The 15,824-nt window shown below is 69.0% G+C and carries 17 protein-coding genes; 5 read left to right on the plus strand and 12 right to left on the minus strand.

What is annotated here, in order from left to right:
- Nucleotides 1-24: 24 nt before the first annotated feature.
- The 9 genes from IU449_RS27840 to IU449_RS27880 form a co-directional block, all read right to left on the minus strand.
- A complete protein-coding gene (locus IU449_RS27840; RefSeq protein ID WP_195005148.1) occupies nucleotides 25-2,145 on the minus strand; it encodes an RRQRL motif-containing zinc-binding protein in 2,121 nt (706 codons plus the stop codon).
- 21 nt (nucleotides 2,146-2,166) lie between these two features.
- Nucleotides 2,167-5,013 carry a hypothetical protein gene (locus IU449_RS27845; protein WP_195005149.1) on the minus strand — a complete coding sequence of 949 codons (2,847 nt, stop codon included), beginning with the start codon at nucleotides 5,011-5,013 and terminating at the stop codon, nucleotides 2,167-2,169.
- Nucleotides 5,013-5,780: a DUF4913 domain-containing protein gene (locus tag IU449_RS27850; RefSeq protein ID WP_195005150.1), complete on the minus strand. Its 768-nt coding sequence runs from the start codon at nucleotides 5,778-5,780 to the stop codon at nucleotides 5,013-5,015. The genes IU449_RS27845 and IU449_RS27850 overlap by 1 nt, the downstream gene beginning before the upstream one ends.
- Nucleotides 5,777-7,615, minus strand: coding sequence for a type IV secretory system conjugative DNA transfer family protein (locus IU449_RS27855; protein ID WP_195005151.1), 1,839 nt, complete (start codon nucleotides 7,613-7,615; stop codon nucleotides 5,777-5,779). The genes IU449_RS27850 and IU449_RS27855 overlap by 4 nt, the downstream gene beginning before the upstream one ends.
- Nucleotides 7,612-7,881, minus strand: a complete 270-nt coding sequence (locus IU449_RS27860) for a hypothetical protein (RefSeq protein WP_195005152.1) — start codon at nucleotides 7,879-7,881, stop codon at nucleotides 7,612-7,614. Before IU449_RS27860 ends, IU449_RS27855 begins: the two co-directional genes overlap by 4 nt.
- Complete coding sequence (locus tag IU449_RS27865) at nucleotides 7,881-8,195, minus strand: WhiB family transcriptional regulator (RefSeq protein ID WP_195005153.1); 315 nt, start codon at nucleotides 8,193-8,195, stop codon at nucleotides 7,881-7,883. Before IU449_RS27865 ends, IU449_RS27860 begins: the two co-directional genes overlap by 1 nt.
- Complete coding sequence (locus IU449_RS27870) at nucleotides 8,192-8,455, minus strand: hypothetical protein (protein WP_195005154.1); 264 nt, start codon at nucleotides 8,453-8,455, stop codon at nucleotides 8,192-8,194. Before IU449_RS27870 ends, IU449_RS27865 begins: the two co-directional genes overlap by 4 nt.
- Nucleotides 8,455-8,697 carry a hypothetical protein gene (locus tag IU449_RS27875; RefSeq protein ID WP_228805824.1) on the minus strand — a complete coding sequence of 81 codons (243 nt, stop codon included), beginning with the start codon at nucleotides 8,695-8,697 and terminating at the stop codon, nucleotides 8,455-8,457. Before IU449_RS27875 ends, IU449_RS27870 begins: the two co-directional genes overlap by 1 nt.
- A 62-nt stretch (nucleotides 8,698-8,759) precedes the next feature.
- Nucleotides 8,760-9,086, minus strand: coding sequence for a hypothetical protein (locus IU449_RS27880; protein ID WP_228805825.1), 327 nt, complete (start codon nucleotides 9,084-9,086; stop codon nucleotides 8,760-8,762).
- A 109-nt stretch (nucleotides 9,087-9,195) separates the two neighbouring features.
- On the opposite strand from IU449_RS27880, the gene IU449_RS27885 reads away from it, so the two are divergent.
- From IU449_RS27885 to IU449_RS27895, 3 genes are read left to right on the plus strand one after another with little or no spacing between them, the layout of a single operon-like run.
- Complete coding sequence (locus IU449_RS27885; RefSeq protein WP_195005156.1) at nucleotides 9,196-10,044, plus strand: GntR family transcriptional regulator; 849 nt, start codon at nucleotides 9,196-9,198, stop codon at nucleotides 10,042-10,044.
- Nucleotides 10,044-10,277, plus strand: a complete 234-nt coding sequence (locus tag IU449_RS27890; RefSeq protein WP_195005157.1) for a hypothetical protein — start codon at nucleotides 10,044-10,046, stop codon at nucleotides 10,275-10,277. The genes IU449_RS27885 and IU449_RS27890 overlap by 1 nt, the downstream gene beginning before the upstream one ends.
- Before the next feature lie 38 nt (nucleotides 10,278-10,315).
- A complete protein-coding gene (locus IU449_RS27895; RefSeq protein ID WP_195005158.1) occupies nucleotides 10,316-10,969 on the plus strand; it encodes a histone deacetylase in 654 nt (217 codons plus the stop codon).
- A gap of 1,554 nt (nucleotides 10,970-12,523) precedes the next feature.
- Here the strand turns inward: IU449_RS27895 and IU449_RS29930 are convergent.
- The 3 genes from IU449_RS29930 to IU449_RS27910 form a co-directional block, all read right to left on the minus strand.
- On the minus strand, nucleotides 12,524-12,832 hold the full coding sequence (locus tag IU449_RS29930) for a DUF2637 domain-containing protein (protein WP_416382248.1): 309 nt from the start codon (nucleotides 12,830-12,832) through the stop codon (nucleotides 12,524-12,526).
- A gap of 21 nt (nucleotides 12,833-12,853) precedes the next feature.
- Entirely contained in the window at nucleotides 12,854-13,105 is a 252-nt protein-coding gene (locus tag IU449_RS27905) for a hypothetical protein (protein ID WP_195005160.1), read from the minus strand.
- Between the two features lie 131 nt (nucleotides 13,106-13,236).
- Nucleotides 13,237-14,040, minus strand: coding sequence for a ParA family protein (locus tag IU449_RS27910; protein WP_195005161.1), 804 nt, complete (start codon nucleotides 14,038-14,040; stop codon nucleotides 13,237-13,239).
- A 239-nt stretch (nucleotides 14,041-14,279) separates the two neighbouring features.
- Here IU449_RS27910 and IU449_RS27915 point away from each other — a divergent pair, with 239 nt between their 5' ends.
- Both IU449_RS27915 and IU449_RS27920 read left to right on the plus strand, forming a co-directional pair.
- Nucleotides 14,280-15,515, plus strand: coding sequence for a hypothetical protein (locus IU449_RS27915; protein WP_195005162.1), 1,236 nt, complete (start codon nucleotides 14,280-14,282; stop codon nucleotides 15,513-15,515).
- Nucleotides 15,515-15,824, plus strand: a 310-nt coding sequence (locus tag IU449_RS27920; RefSeq protein WP_416382249.1) for a hypothetical protein, incomplete at its 3' end; no start/stop codon positions are given. The genes IU449_RS27915 and IU449_RS27920, both read left to right, overlap by 1 nt.

A 15,824-nucleotide genomic window follows, 5' to 3' on the forward strand; every position in this document is an offset into this window, starting at 1 on the left:
GGGTGGAGGACTACCTGTTTTCGATCATCGGCCGATCTCCTCGCCGTGGAGGTGCCGGATACGGGGCGAGTGGCCGGGCCCGCTGGAATGCGCGGTCACCGCAGGACCAGCGGTGCAGGCACGACCGGGCCCGCTGGCATGGCCGGCGGTGGCGGCTCGGCGTTGGGCGACGGCGTCGTCGCGGGCGGCGACGACCTGGCCGATGCGCTCGTGCCACCGATCGCGGCGCTCGACGGCGCTTCGACCGGCCTGCCCGGCAGCGTGTGCGTGCCGGTCGATGACCTCACGAATGCCGGTCATCACCTCGGCATCGACCCCGGCGTGTTGCAGGGCGCGGCCGAGTCGGTTCCGGTTCTCCAGGAACTGCTCATGGTCGGCGTCCACACCCCTCGGTGAGCCGCCGGCCACGTGGTAAAGCGTGTTCTCGACCGCGGCCACCGTGGAGCGGAGCGTGTCATGGTCGGGGTGTGCCAGGTCGATCCCCGCCCCGCTCAGCAGGTGGGTCACCTCCTGTCGGGACTCGGCGCAGATGCGCTGGCCGTGGGCGTAGCCGCGGTGCTCGTCGACGGTGGCTTTCGTGCGTTCGTCGACCCACATCAGCTCCGGGAACTCGGCGTCGCCGTCGATGGTGCCGGTGTCGATGTCACCGATGACCGCGGTGAGGTGGTGCCGCTCGGCGGTGGTCAGCCCTTTCGCGGTGGCGGCGGTGGCGAGCAGGTCGGCCCGAGCGGCGGCCAGGCGCTGGATGCGGGCCGCGAGGTCGTCACCGTCACCGAGCCGATCGCGGTCGGTGACGGTGAGATCCTGGGTGGCCAGGGTGGTGATGTCGGCGTGGTGGTCCTGGGTGTCATCGGCGTACTGGTGCACCTGATCGGTGATCTGGTCGCGGTCGGCCCACTCCGGCCACACCTGGCGCTCGACCAAAGTGTCGGTGACGATCGTGCGACCGACTTCCCGCATCACCTGCTGATCGGCGGCGGTCATCACCGCGATCTCAGCCGCGATGTCGGCCGGGGCCAGGCGGCCGTCGCCGAACTGCGACAACAACTCCTGCGCTCGCCCACGCACCTCGTGCCCGGGATCGACGAGTGCGGGGGTGTCGAGCAGGTCGAGTTCGGCGGTGTGGCCGGTGAGGTAGTCGACGGTGAACTCCACCAGGGCCCGGTCGGAGTCGCTGCACTGCACGCCCGCCAGGTCCGCGAGCAGCTGCTCGCGCCGCGCACCGAGCTCGGCACCTGGCCCGGCGGTTTCGGCCCACGCCTGGACCGTCCAGTTGACCGCGGCGGCGGTGTGATCGGGCAACGCCTCCCCCGAAACCACATCGACGATCGCGGCCTCCCGCGCCCGCACCGCGCTGGTTTCGGCGGCGGTCTGGGCGGCGGCCGCGTCGAAGCCGGGATCGACACTCACCTGCCAGGATTCGGGGTCGACGTGCACACCCCACTTGTCGGCCAGGGAGCCGGTGATCTGTTCGGCGAGCCGGGCGGCGGTGTCCGAGCCCGGCGACCAGTACAGGGCATCAGCGAGCAGCGCGGTGTCGGTGTAGGGGTCACCGATCCCCCGGACCGCCGACAGTCGCGCTTCGGCCGCGTCGAGGTCGCGCCGCAGTCCGGCCAGGTACTCGGCCTCGACGTCACCGCCGGCGCGGGCGGCCTGGTCGAGGTCGGTGTCGAGGCGGGTGCGGCGGTCGCGGGCTTGGTTGGTCGCGACCAGGGCGTGCAGCCACGCCCTGCGCTGACCGAGCCCCTGCGGTCGGGCCTGCTCGGTGGTGGTGGATTCGGTGGTGTTCACGATGGTTTCCTCCTGGAGGGTGGGGGTTTCGGGCCAGGTCGGTCCGAGGTCGGTGGGGGTGTGCAGGTCGGTGGCGGTGTAGCCGCGGCGTTCGGCGGCGCGGAGCTGGTGGGTGCGGGTGGCTTTCTCGATCGCCGCCAGTTGCGCCGGTGACGGCGTCCGTTTCGGGCGGGCGAGGGCGATGTCGAACAGGTGGGCCACCAGGCGGCGGCCGCGGCGCTGGCGGACCATGAGCGCGGCGACGTCCTGGCCGCCCGGGGACAGGCCGGCGTTGCGGAGTTGGCGGCGGGTTTTCAGGTGGGACGGGGCAGCCCGCCACGGGTAGGTGGCGGGCTGCTGGTCAGGCGTGGTCATCGGCTTCGTGCAGCTCGGGCCTCAGCGGCCGTTGCCCTGTTCGGGGCCGTTGTTCTTGTTGCGGTGGTTGATCCGCTGCATTCCGGCGCCGGGGCTGGTGGTGCGCGGGTTGAGCTTGGGCGGCTTCGCCGCGGCCGAGGGCGGGGTGGCGAAGGAGGATTCGGCGGCCATGCGTTCGGCGATCTGGTCGTCGTCGAGCCCGCCGGTGCGCAGCTGCTCCTCGATCGCTTGGGCTCGTTGCGGGCTGTCGTAGCCGCCATCGGCTTCGATGACGGCGGCGGTGCGGGAGACGATGACCGCTTCCCGGCGTCGTGCCCACTTGAAGGCGGCGTCAGCGACCCCACGGTGGGCCATCTCGACCGCACCGGTGGTGTTGTCGAGATGCTCACGGACCTGCTGGCGCACCGGTTCGGGCACCGCCCCGGTATCGAGGATCTCGTCCAGGTCGCGGCGCTGGTTGCGGCTGGTGTTGTAGGCGATGCGCTGGGTGCGTTGGATGTCGACGATCGCCGCGGAGCGGTCGTCGGCGAACAACTGCTCCGGGACGGCGGGTTTGCCTGCCTCCACATCCCGCAGCACGGCCTTGATCTGATCGCGCTCCAGATCGTGGAGGCCTTTGCCGTCGGTGAGTGCTTTGCGGATCGCGGTCTTGTGGCCGGCGGCCTGCTTGGCCAGCTGGGTGGCGGTGACATCGTCGAGGTCCCCCGCCATACCGGCGGCTTGTTCGGCTTTCGGCGCGAGGAGCGCGTAGACACGGATGTGTTCGTCGAGTTCGTCGCGGTCGACGTGATCGGGCCACATCCGCGGATAGGCCCCGGCGGGGTTGGCGCGGATGGCCTTCCCGCGGGCGCGGGCGGCTTCCTGGTCCTCCACGGTCAGGACCGCGACCTCACGCGCCAGTTCCTCACGCACCTCGCTGGTCGCCGCCCCCACCTTCAGCTGCTCCTGATAGGTCTCGAGCAGTTTGTCGATGCGCGGCTTGGCCTCCTCCCCCGGATCCACCAGCGGCGCGGCGTGACGACTCAACTCCTCAGCCGCCGACACCGTCTTGATGTCGGCGTTTTCCTCGTCGCCGATCGCGGCGGGGGTGCCGAGGTAGGCGGCGACGAACCGCAACCGGGTGCGGGTCTGCTCGGGGACCTTGCGGTCTTTGAGCTGGCGGGTCAGCGCGTCGAGCTTCTCGGCGCTGGGATCGGCGCGCCAGGTCTCGATCGCGGCGTAGATTCCCACCTTCGCCGACTCGTCGAGATCGCCTTCGCGCGCGACCATCTCGACCATCCGGTCCTGGGCTTTGCGGGCGCGTGCGGCGGCGGCGCGTTCCTGCTCGATCTCGGCCAACCGCTGGGCATCGGCGCCGGGGGCGATGCTGGCCTGCCCAGTGTCGAGGTCGAGTTCCACACCCCACCGGCGCGAGACGTGTAGGGCCAGGTGGCCGAGTTCGTTTCCGGCGACCTCGCTCTGATCGCCCCAGGTTGCGGCGTCGCGCACGGCGTCGGCGATCTCGGTGCGTGAGGCGCTGTCGTAGCCCTTCTGGCGCAGCTTGCGCAGCCGGACTTCGACAGCGGCCATCTCTGCGGCGGCGCGTTCCTCGGCGTCACGGGCGGCTTGTTCGGACTGGCGGGCCGCCTCGGCGGCGGCGGCCGCGCGCTGGTGGACGGCTTTGGTCGCCATCAGCAGCATCTGCTGCATCAGCAGCTTCATGAACACCGACCACTGGCTGTGCATGTGGTCGACTTCGTCGGAATGCGGTGTCGTCTCGGCGGCGGGAGTGAGCAGGGATTCAGGCATCGGATGTCCTTCAACAGAGGGGGGTTCGGCGGGGTACTCGGGCGCGGGTGACACCGCAGAGGGCGGTGGGGCCGGTCCAGCGACCGCCGCGGTCGTGGTGGCCGACGAGGTGGGTACGGCGGTCAGGGCGCGGGTGTAGGGGTCCAGGTGCGGGATCGGCACCAAATCGGCGATCCGGTGCCCGGCCGCGAGGTGGTCGGTGAGGTCCTTGCCGGTGGCGGCTTGGACCACCCGCACCCGGCCCACCAGCCCGGACAGGGTGGCCATGACCCGGTCGGCGCGGTAGTAGCCGGGAGCGTCGCGGTCGGCGACGATGACCACGGTGCGGGCCCCACGCAGCCACGCGGCGTGCTCGGGCGACCAGCCTGAGGCGCCGCCGGCGTTGGTGGTGGCCACCAAACCGGCGGTGGCGGCGTTGAGGGCGTCCTTCTCCCCCTCGACGAGGTAGATGGTGCGCCCGGCGGCGATCGCTTCACGGACCTGCGGCAGCTGGAAGGGGATCTTGTCGAAACCGGTGCGCTCCCAACCACCGGTCGCCGGGTTCCAGGAGCGTTGGGAGAACGACTTGTCCCGCCCGCCCTCGAACTCGGCTTCGCGGCGGATGACCTCACCGGCGACGGTGCCGTCGTCGCGGACGTAGGTGTAGGTGGCGGTCGCCTTCCACGGCGAAACCTGGGCGCCGAGGTCGCGTTTGGGTTTGTGCACGGGGATGCCCGCTGCCCGCAGGGCACGATCCGATCGGGATTCCGCCCGCTTCGCTGGGCGCCGGGCCGGACCGGACCGTGCCCCACGCTCACCGCGCCGCAACGGGGTGTCATAGAGGTCGGCCACCCGCAGCCCGACCGCGTCGAGGACCTGCTCGTCCTCACAACCGGCCTGGCAGCGGACCTTCGTGCGGCCGGCGTCGGCGAAATACTTCACCGACAACGACGGCCGATGATGACGACCATCACCCTCGTGCACCGGGCAGCAGTACCGGGTCCACGACCCCGCCGGGCGGCCCGGGCCCACCACCTGCTCCAACGCGGTGGTGACCCGCACCCACGACCCCTGACCCGCCTCATGTGCTGGGGCGGCCATCAGGGGAACTCCCGGATAATCACCCGGCGGCCCTGCCGCGACGTGGGGAGGTAGAGGCTCGTCGCGGGCATCACCGCCGTGGTGGTGTCGGGCTGCTGGTCCTCGGTGTAGCCGTCGGCGAACTTCAGCGCGTCGGGGATCTCGACGACCGGCAGCGCGGTCAGGCGCCGCACGTGCCCGTCGGCGACCGAGCAGTACTTGAACGGCCCGTTCTCAGGGTCCAGCAGGCGGTCCATCATCGGGTCGGCGTGGTGCAGCCACCACACCGACATCTCCACCCCGTCGCCCTGGCGCATCCGCTCGAAGGACCGCCACAACGCCGCCAACCGGGCCACGGCCTCACCGTGGTCCCACCACATCGGGCACCAGCGGGCCTTCTTCTCCGAGTTCTGCCGGGTCACCTCGCGGCGGTAGACGCGGGCGACGAACTCGGAGACGAACAGCTCCAGGTTGCGGTACCTCAGCTTCTCGACCGGGTCCTCGTCCTGCTCTGGAGTGACTGCGGCCAGCGCGTCGCGCACCGCCGCGACTCGCATCTCCCCGGCGACTTCCTCGGTCAGGACCTCATCGAGTGCACCCTTGGCGATGAGCTGGGCGGCCTCGCTGACCTGGGAGGCGATCGCCTTGCGGACCGCACCGGTCAATACGTCGGTCAGCTCGACCACCCCAGCGACTTCCCCCTCGCCGCCGGTCCCCGTCTCGGTGTCCAGAGCGGTGAGGTCGATGTCGACGTCGCTGCTGCTGGTGGTGATATCGGTGCTGGTCATGCGGATTTGCCTTTCTGGTCGGACAGCGGCGGCACCACCTGCAACCGCGGCCACACGGGCTCGGTGGCGTTGGTGAGTTCGTCGAGGGCGGCGGTGATTTGGGCGGCGTAGGGGCGGTCCATCCACGGCACGGTCTGGCCGAGCGTGGCCCGGTTACCGGAGGTGAACACCACGCACCGCCCGCGCGGCATCGCCGCCAGATCACTGGGATGCAGGGTGATTTCGGTGGTCCGCGACACCGAGTGCGAGCGGTGCCCGCCCTGGGCCTTGCTGACCGAGACCGACTGCTCGTAGTGCGGGCCGATCAACTCGCTTCGGGCCCGCAGGAACGCTTCGTCGTCCAGGCCGCCGCCGATGACCTTCACATTCGCCGCCGACCACAGCGCCTTCATGCCGTCCTCGCCCCAGCAGCGCACACCCTGGGCCCAGGACTGCAGGATCGACATCACGACGATCCCGCGAGACCCAAAATGGCTGTACTGCTTGGGCAGGTCACGCCACCTGACGATGTTGGCGGCCTCATCGAGCACGATCGTCAACGGCACCGGCAACCGGCCACCGGGATGACGCACCCCTTCGGCCTTGCCCGCCCCCGCGACGGCCGCGCACAGCGCGGTCACCAACGGGCCCGCACTGGCCGGGCCCTCCTCCGACAGCGGGTAGAGGGTGTCGCGGGAAGCCACGAAGTCGGCGACCTTGAACGCCCGACGCGGCTTCTCGTCCTTGCCCGGCGGGCACACCCACGGCTGGATCGCCGAAAACCGCAAGCAGGCCGCCATCTTCTTCGCCGTGGAGAACACACCGCCCTTCTGCTTCTCCGGCGCCCCGTACTGATCCCGCAACGCCGCGGCGGCCAGGGTGTAGCCGGCGTCCTCGAGGATGTCGACCGGCTCCTCATCGGAAGATTTGGTCACCCACCGGAACACCTGCGTGATCGGCCGCTTCGCCACCGCGGCGGCCAGGATCAGCCCGGTCAGCAGGTCCTCACCCTCGGGCTCGAAGAACGCATCCCGGGCGGCGGACTCGTTGGCGGCCGAGAAATGCCCCGCCAGCTCCGCGGCGCGTTCCTCGGCGCCGTGGCCGCCGTCCTCACCCAGCACCCAATCGGCCGGATCCCAGTACCAAGTGCACGGCTCAGCGGCCACCCCCTGCGGGTCGAACACGAACACCCGCCGCCCACCCGTCGAGCGGGCCTTACGGGTCGCATCCACCACATCGCGTTTGTTGGAGGTGGCCACCACCGCGCCGACAGCCTCCATCACCGCCGGGATCACCCGCGAAGTGGATTTGCCGGTCCGCGGACCCCAGATGTCGAGGTGCAGATCCTCGTAGGAGGCATACAGGCGCTGACCGTCGGCGACCGACAGGGCGATCAACACCCCCGGCTCGTCGCCCTCGGCCAGCTGCACCCGCAGGCTCGCGGCCTTGGCCGCCACCGCCTTGCGCGACAGCGACGCCAACTCCTTGCCCTTGGCCATGAACCTGGCCTGCGAGTCGATCGCCTCACGGGTGATCCGTGCCCGATCCCGGTACAGGGCCCGGCATGTGCGGCACGTCGCCTTCCACGCCCACACCGAACCCGCGATCGTGGCCACCGTGCCCGCAGCGAGAGTGACCGCACCGCCGGTAGCTGCGGCAGTCCAATCCAGATCGCCGGTGGCCAGGTGGATGCCCAGAATCACCGGGTTCCACGAGACGTCCTGGGTGGGGCCGCCGTAGAGGGCCTCACCGATGCGCAGGCTCATCCCCGCCGCCTCACCCACCAAACCCACGCCGCCGGTGATCAGCACCGGCGCCCACTCCTGCACATCACTCGGCTGGCCAGGGGCTTTCACGCTGCGGTCCACACCGCACCTCCGTCTACGTCGAGATCGGCCGAGACGATGCGGGTCGCGCCGTCGTGGCCGTGGATGGATCGGATGTCCTCGAGGCAGGCGGCCTCGACCGTCGTGCGGACCGGCCCGCGCCAGCGCATCGAGACCGTGCCGTCCGGCCACACCACGCCATCAGCGACCACACCGACCCCGGAGAAGCCCGTGACGTCGCGGTCGCGGTGGAGCTGGAAAAACCGCACCCCAGCGGTGGTTTCGGTGCTGGCCATCACGCCGCCCCCTGCACCGGGACCTGGCCGCCGGCCGCGATCCGGGCCAACCTGTCAGCGGCCGCCTCGCGGCGGGCCTTGCTGCCGTCGACGGTGGGCACCTGCACGGCGGCGACCACGCAGTCGGTCAGCAGTCGGTCACGCACCAGCGACTGCGCCCAGGCCGCGCAGTCAGCCAGCACCGGGCAGCCCGCGCAGATCGCTTGGGCGGCCCGCACCTGGCTCTGCCGCAAACCGGACGGGAAGAACGCGTCCTGCGGGATACCGGCACACGACCGCTCCGGCCTCGACGCCGGATCCAGGAAGCTGCTCACCGCTGCTCACCCCCGACCGACGCCGAGGGGGTGGTGGTGCGCAGGGAGCAGAACGGCTCACACGGGCCGAGCTCGCGGCTCGTGGGCACGGTGGAGTACTCGTGCGACGGGAAGGCCAGCAGCACAGCGACCATGACCGCCAGTCCGACCAGCACGACACCGGCGAGCAACAGCGCCATCGCCGACACCACCCCGGCCCCGCGGCCGCCGGTGTCCGGGACGATCACCAGCGGGATGTCGATCACGCGCTCGCGCACCATCACGCCACCTCGATCGACATGGCGACGAACGCCCGCGCCTCAGCCGCGGTCAAACCCAGCACCGCGGCCCACCGCTCGACCTCGAGCTGCTGCGGGGCGACCGCGATCCGCATCGCCGCCGACGCCTGCTCCCGGGTCAACTGCCGCCCGGGCAGGTAGTCCACGACCCACCGGTCCTGGCCCACATAGTCGGCGTGATGCTCGGTCGCCTCCGACACCATGTGGCCGTCAGCGACGTACACCGCCGGGATCGTGGGAACTGCTGCGCGACGCCAGATCTCAGGCGTCCAGGACTCCGGAATCCTCATCGCGACCACACCGCCCACTCATCAGCGGTGGTCGGCCACTCGGCCTGCTCGATCCGGATCACCGCATCCAGCACGTCCAAGCCCAACGACTTGGCCTGGCCAGCCATCAGCCGCCACACCATCGCCGTGTTCGGCGTCGCGGTCCACAACAGCTCGCCCCACTGAGCGACGATCTCCGCCAACTGAAGACCCGCCACCGCTTCCGACCCACTGACCAGGCGATCCGGCACGAAACTGAGCCGAAACACCCCCTCGGACATCTCATAGGCCACGTGCTCCGACCGCGTCGCGGTCAGCCACTGCCCCTCCCGATGAATCGTCATCACATCCCCTTGATTGACGTTATAGTTCGGTCCGTTAGGACTGTAATGACTGTAATGACAAAGTGGCGGGCGTGGCAATACCCTTGTCTTGTCTGTCCTTACAGAGAAGATGGAGACCATGAACAGGCGTCCGAGATGGAAGATCGTTTACGACGAACTTCGCGACCAGATCACCAGCGGAGGGCTACAACCCGGCGACAAGGTCCCTACGGAACTTGAGCTCGCCGAGCGCTACAGCTTCAGTCGCCCTACGGTCCGCGAGGCCATCCGGCGTTTGGAGCAGGAAGGGCTGCTGACTGCGGCGATCGCAGGAATCGGGCGCACTGTGCGCAGCCGGGACCTGATCACTTGGCACCTCACGAAGTTCGAGCTGGGTGCTTACTCAGACGACCCGATCAACATGGTCGATCAGTGGGAGGCCGACGCTCATGCAGACGGGTGGAGCACCCGCCAGGTCGTCGCGAGCGTCACCGAGTTGCCCGCCACTGCCCAGGTCGCGCGCTACCTCCAGTGCAAGCCAGGAACGTTGCTCCTGCGCCGCCGGCGACTGCGGTATGTGACCAAACCTCAAGTCCCTGAACAGCTGGCCATGATCGCGGACACCTGGACGCCGCTCGACATCGCGAACATGGAGATCGACGGCATCGCGCCACTTCGTGTCGACAGCAACGTCGTGTACCCCGGCGGGATCTACCGGGCGCTCGGATTCCGCCAAGTGCAATTCTCCGACGAAATCACTGTTCGTATGCCTGAACCCGACGAAGCAGGCCTGCTCGACCAGCAACCCGGAACACCCGTCGGCCAGCACGCCCGGGTCGGCATCGACGCCAGCGGCCGCCGAGTGCGCGTACTCCTCAGCGTGTTCTCCGGCGACGCCCTCCGACTGCGCTACGACCTCCACGTCCCCGAAAACCGGCCCGCCCCCAACGGCGTCGCCCATCCCGAAAGGACATCCTGATGACTGTGCCTGAACCCGACCGCTACGACCCCACAGGCGAGGCCGCCGTCTGGAACCGCGCATCCGAACTCGTGATGTCCATGCGCGACCCCAACCTGTCCGAAGACTGGAACACCGCCCTCGAACAGGCAGCCCGAGCCCTCAGCAACGAGAGCCGCGGAATCCGCCAGGGCCCCGGCGGCATGTACTACCGCTCGATCACGGGCAGTAATCACCAACCGCTGTCCGACTGACCGCCCGCTAACGGTCCCGCCCTCGACGAAAGGACGACATGCCCGACTACGTCTGGTACGCCGCCTACGGCTCCAACCTCCATGCCCAGCGGCTGGCGTACTACATCGAGGGCGGGACCCCGCCGGGGACAAACCACGTCTATCCCGGCTTCCGAGACCAAACACCTCCACTCAAAACCCGCGCGTTGACGCTGCCAGGAACGATCTACTTCGCCTGGAACAGTCCAGTCTGGACTGGTGGAGTCGCCTTCTACGCCACCGAACCGGCTGCTGGTTGGCCCACGGACGCCGCAGTCCGCGGCTACCTCCTGACCACTGGCCAGTTCTCAGATCTGCTCACACAGGAGATGTACCGCGAACCCTCCGAGGACCTCGACCTCACCGAGGTCCTCACGGCCGGCCGTAGCCAGCTCGGCCCCGGCAGGTACGAGACCCTCGTCCTGGCCGACACCATCGACGGCTGGCCCGTGCTGACGTTTACCTCTCCGTGGGACGTGAACACTGTTGAGCTGCAACGACCTTCGGAGCGGTACGTCAGAATGGTGAGCAGCGGCCTGCATGAGGCCCACCGCTGGCCCGCTGCCCGCATCCGGGACTACCTGCGCGAGCGCCCCGGGATTCGCGGTGAGTGGCGCGACGAAGACCTCACCGAGGTTGTGCACCAAGCTCTCTCACAGCATGAGAGCGACTAGTCAAGCGACACGCCGCTTTCGGGCACCCACAAATTGTGGGAAATCGGTCGCGGCGTGTCGGCACCCACTCCGACGCCGGACAGACTTATATAACACGCATGCGTGCAACACGAGGAAAGCCAACTCTCATCGAAATCGACGAGACACTCCTGGCCGAGGTGAAAGCGGAAGCCGCAGCTTGTGGCATGACTTACCGCGCCTTCTTCCACGCTGCGCTCGCTCGTGAGCTGGAAGCTCGCCGATCTGCCTCCATGCAACAGGCAAGCTGATCTTCCATCTGCCGCTGCGATGCTGTCGGGCGCTTGGCGCGTCCGGCGGTAGCCTGCCACGCACCAAGATCTACATGATGTCGACTTTGAGGAGCGCTCCGGAGAAGTAGCCAGCCAGGGCAGGGCCCTGACAGAACAACTCCATAAAACGCGAGAAACCCCCCGGCCTAGCCCGCCGAGGGGTTGGTCTCGCCCACTGAAGGGGCTTTTGCTTGAACGGCAGGTCTCAGGGTAGCGCACGTGCCTACAACGGGACGCGCGTACACACCCTTTCGCGTACAAAATGTGCGCCTTACCACTCTCACCAGCGAAAACGGCATAGTCCGAGACGGTCACCGGGCCGTGTCGGTCTCTCATTCGCGGGACTTTTCCGGCTTCCGCCGTTGCGGCTGCAGCTGCCCGAGGACGCCTACGTCGGCGTGCCCTCCTGCTGGTGGTCACGACCACGGTGGATAGCGCACAACCTCGCGCTCTACGACACCCACTACACCGCCCTGCGAGCCGCTGGCCGATGCGAATCGGTGAGCCGAAAGACGTTCCTGGCCTACCTGCTCGGCGAATCCAGCGGCGCCGACTACAGCACCGGCCGCAACTCCCGGGTATCGGTTCGCCACCTCCAAACCGTCACCCACCGCAGCGAATCCACCGTGCACCGCTGCCGACGCCTGGTCGGAGTGTTCGCCACCCGCACAGTCGTGTTCCGCGGCCGCCAACGCACCAAACTCGAACGCCTGGACTCCTGGAGCCAAGAGGACAGCGGCCGCGGCTGGACAGCCGTGTCCGCACTGCACGAATCCCCCTCGCTCCCTGTGGATAACTCCCTCGTCGAAACCCACCTCGAATCCCTCTCCCACCAGGGTTTTGGCACCCCACCAGTGCGTAGCACTGGTTCCGGATATATCTCCCATCCCAGCTCGGTTTCTCCCAACGAGAACGGGAAGGAAAGACGCGCTCCGCGCGGCCAGGACACGAGGAGGGCTCGCCGGGCACCTCGGGCATACGACCCCAGGGCCCTGCTGCTGGCCTCCAGATGCCGCGCAGACGAACGTTTCCCGCTCTGGCTACGCCAGGCGGGCCGACAGGGGCTTGCGGCCGTGCTGACGCGACGAGCAGTCGACGGTGGATGGACCGTCGACGACGTCGCAGCCGCCCTCGACCAGGTCTACCTGTCCGGCCGGCGGATCTACGCCCGGCCACGCGATCCCTACGCCTACCTGGCGCACTTGCTCAAGCCCATCCCGATCGACGAGCCGCCGATGCTGCTGGACCGTGCCCGCGAGGTCGCCTACGAACTCGAGCAGCGCGCGGTCGTGCGAGCCGAGCGCGAGCGGCGCCGGGCCGAAGCGATCGCGAAAGCCCCCGCCGCCCCCGACTCGCCCGCCCGCATCGCAGCCCGAGCGACCGCCGCCGCGATCAGCCACCGTGCCATCAGCACCTCAGCGGCCACCCGCGCGGCCGCCGAGGAAGCACGCCGTGAGATCGCCCGCCTCGCCCGCGAGCAGTGAGCCCCGTGCAGGAGCACCTCGCCGATTGGTCCCGGCACACCGTGAGTCAGTACGAACCCTATGTCGGTGACATGCCCTATCGGCCCCACTGCCCCTACTGCCCATATGGCTTATTCGGCGGAGGGTTTCGGTATGGGTGGCCAGCGGTCGCCGTCGTTGTAGCGGTTCTCGTGGTCGGCGCAGGCCTGGGCGATCGCGGTGCGGATGAACTGCTGCTTGGTCTTCACCCCGGTGTGTGGGTAGGTGTAGGCCAGCACGGACTCCAGGCGCTCGGCGAGTTCGGTCGGCAGGGACAGCAGGATGTCGGTGGTGTCGGCCGGCCTTTTGGGCCGCCGGGCATCCCTGCTAGCGCTATTGCCCATATGGCCCCTACTGGCTGCATGCTGGGGTTCGTCGACTATGGGCGATGTGGACTGGGGGTCTCGACGGCCGAAGGGGTTCCGGCGAGGTGCGGCGGCGGTGTCGGGCTTGGGCAGCTCGGGCTTGGGGATGGTCACGCGGCGGCCCTCCTGTCGATGCCGTCGAGGATGTCGGCGAAGTTGTCGGCCAGCCAGCGCGTGCGCGCTGACGGCTTGGGGTGCTGGTCCATGCCGAGGCCGGCGTTGGTCAGCCTCGAGATGTCGGCGAGCTTGGGAATCGGCTGTCCCAGCACGGGCACAGCGGCATTCGCGCAGTACTCCCGGATGTAGGTGGCGTTCTCGGCGTGGTCGTTGCGGTTGGCGTCGAACAGATTGATGACCACACCGGCCACGCGTAGCTCGTAGTCTGCGAACTCGTAGAGGTCGTTGATCGCGGAGAACACCGAGATCATGCCCTCGATGTGGTCGAACTCCGGCGCCACCACGATCAGCACGTTGTCCGAGGACAGCATCGCCGCACGGGTGATCAGATCGACCGCGGGACGGCAGTCGAACAGCACCCGCCCGTTCTTGCGCGCCTCCCGAAACGCGCGCCGCACCGACAAATCACCACCGGTCTGCCCCAGCAGCGTGTCCTGCACTTCCTGCATCTCCCCGAACCCGCTGGGCGCCACGTAGATCCCTGAACGGGTCCGAGCCGGGAGCACCACATCCTCCAACGGCCGGCCCACCCGCCGGTCGAGCACATCGGCCAGCGTCCCGGTCGAGGGCAGATTGCGGGCGTTGTGGCCGGTCAGATGGCTGGTGGAGTTGCCCTGGGGGTCCACATCACCGATGAGCACGTCCTCGTCGCGAGCGGCGGCCGCATGGGCCAGGCCGTTGACCAGGACAGTCTTGCCCGGCCCTCCCTTGAGGTTCATCACCGCGGTAGTCGTCATTCGCACCCTCCTGGGCAGCGCAGCGGGTACAGCACGGACCGGACCCTACCGCCGGTACAGCCCATATGGGCCGCGCGAAACCCCTATGAACTACCCAACCCCTATCTGCTTTATGGGACATAGAGAACCAGACACCCCCTATGTCCCATACGTACCATATGGCACAAAAACGTTCTGTAAAAACGTATAATCAAATTAAAAAAACGATGAAATGGAAACATTTATGCTAGAATCGAAGAGTGACGAACCCAGAAGGCAGCCCCACCCCCGGGGCGCAGAAGAGCGCTGACGAGCGCGTTTGCCAATTTCCGGTCGCCTACGACCCCGAGTCCGGGGAGTTCGAGGTCGCCGGGCATCCGTTGCCGCCGCCTCCGCCGGGGCGGGGCCGCCTGCCCGCGTACTGCGGTGAGTTCCACATCGATCCGGACGGGGTGCGGCGTCGCCACGACCGCGCGGGCGCGTTTCAGCGCAAGCGGGAGCTGCAGATCGAGGCCGCCGGTGGGGCGGTCAAGCGCACTGATCGGCCCGCGGCGCGACCGGTGACCTCGGCACGAGCGTCGCTGGCCGAGCTGCTGGCGCAGTGGGAGATGGTGACTACCGCGCATCGGGCGCAGCAAAGTGAGATAGTCGATCGGGTCGCCGAGATCGTAGCCACCGCAGGCGATCCCGACGCCGCCGTCGCCGAAGTCGCCCGCATCCGCGCTGAAGCCCAAGCCGAGATCGACGAGACCCGCCGTGGCGCCGCCGAAGCCGAAGCCGAGGCCGAGGCCGCTCGCCGGGACCTGACCCGCGCGCTGGAAGACAAGGTCTTGGCCGAAGGGGCGGCCGAAGACGCCATCGCCGAACGGGATGCGCGGATCGCTGAAGCCGAGGCAGAGATCGAACAGATCCGCGCGGCCGCGGCTGCGGAGGTCGCTGCCGCCCGTGCCGAGGCCGAGACCGCGCGTGCCGAGCGGGAGCGGGCGCTTTCCGACGCCGCCGCGCGAGTCGAGGCGGCCGAGCGGGCAGCGCAGGAGCAGATCCGCACCACGCGTGCGGCGGCCGAAGCCGAAATCGAGTCTGCGCGGCACACCGCCGCTGAGCAGGTCCGTGTCGCTGAGGAGCGGGCACGGGTCGCGAGCTTGGCTCAGCGGGAGGCCGAGCGGGATCGTTCCGGCGCCGAGCAGGCCGCCGCTGATGCCCGGACCGAGTCCCAGCAGCTGCGACGGGATCTCGAGGCAGCTCGGGCCGAGCTGGCCGAGCAGACCCAGGCTGCCCGCGCTGAGCGTGAGCAGCTGCGCGGCGACTTGGAAACCGCCCGCGCGGAGGCCCGCACCGACCGTGAGCAGCTGCGCACCGATCATGCCGCCGAGATCGTCCGTGTCCAGGACGCGGCGGCCACGCAGGTCACCGCACTGCAGAAGGCGTTGGCCACCGCCGAATCCACCATCTCCCGACTCGAATCCGAGCTCGCCCGCACGAAGGAGTCCCGCTGATGTTCCGTCGCAGATCCACCGAGGTCGTCGACCCGTTGCTCACCGCCCCGCTGCCCGATCGGGTGGCGACCGCGCACACTCGACTGGCGCACCAGGACGACCCGGCGCTGATCGCCGCGCTGTCGGAGCGTGAGCTGGCCCAGGAGCGTGAGGTCGCCGAGGCTGTGCGCGATCACGCGCGGCAGGAGGAACTCGCGCGGGTGTCCTCGGCGCAGTCGGTGTCGGCGGAGATCCGCCGTGCGCAGGAAGCGATCGTGCGCGCGGAGGCGGCCGACCTGGTCGTCGCGCGTAAAGCGTTGGCCGAGCAGC

It is taken from the genome of Nocardia higoensis (assembly GCF_015477835.1).
GTDB classification, from domain to species: Bacteria; Actinomycetota; Actinomycetes; order Mycobacteriales; family Mycobacteriaceae; genus Nocardia; species Nocardia higoensis_A.

Coding starts and splice junctions, on each gene's coding strand:
- IU449_RS27845 (WP_195005149.1), bottom strand. CDS start 5,013: ATGGCCGCCCCAGCACATGAGGCGGGTCAGGGGTCGTGGGTGCGGGTC.
- IU449_RS27870 (WP_195005154.1), bottom strand. CDS start 8,455: ATGGTGCGCGAGCGCGTGATCGACATCCCGCTGGTGATCGTCCCGGAC.
- IU449_RS27910 (WP_195005161.1), bottom strand. CDS start 14,040: ATGACGACTACCGCGGTGATGAACCTCAAGGGAGGGCCGGGCAAGACT.
- IU449_RS27850 (WP_195005150.1), bottom strand. CDS start 5,780: ATGACCAGCACCGATATCACCACCAGCAGCAGCGACGTCGACATCGAC.
- IU449_RS27885 (WP_195005156.1), top strand. CDS start 9,196: ATGGAGACCATGAACAGGCGTCCGAGATGGAAGATCGTTTACGACGAA.
- IU449_RS27840 (WP_195005148.1), bottom strand. CDS start 2,145: ATGACCACGCCTGACCAGCAGCCCGCCACCTACCCGTGGCGGGCTGCC.
- IU449_RS27880 (WP_228805825.1), bottom strand. CDS start 9,086: ATGACGATTCATCGGGAGGGGCAGTGGCTGACCGCGACGCGGTCGGAG.
- IU449_RS27890 (WP_195005157.1), top strand. CDS start 10,044: ATGACTGTGCCTGAACCCGACCGCTACGACCCCACAGGCGAGGCCGCC.
- IU449_RS27905 (WP_195005160.1), bottom strand. CDS start 13,105: ATGGGCAATAGCGCTAGCAGGGATGCCCGGCGGCCCAAAAGGCCGGCC.
- IU449_RS27860 (WP_195005152.1), bottom strand. CDS start 7,881: ATGGCCAGCACCGAAACCACCGCTGGGGTGCGGTTTTTCCAGCTCCAC.
- IU449_RS27895 (WP_195005158.1), top strand. CDS start 10,316: ATGCCCGACTACGTCTGGTACGCCGCCTACGGCTCCAACCTCCATGCC.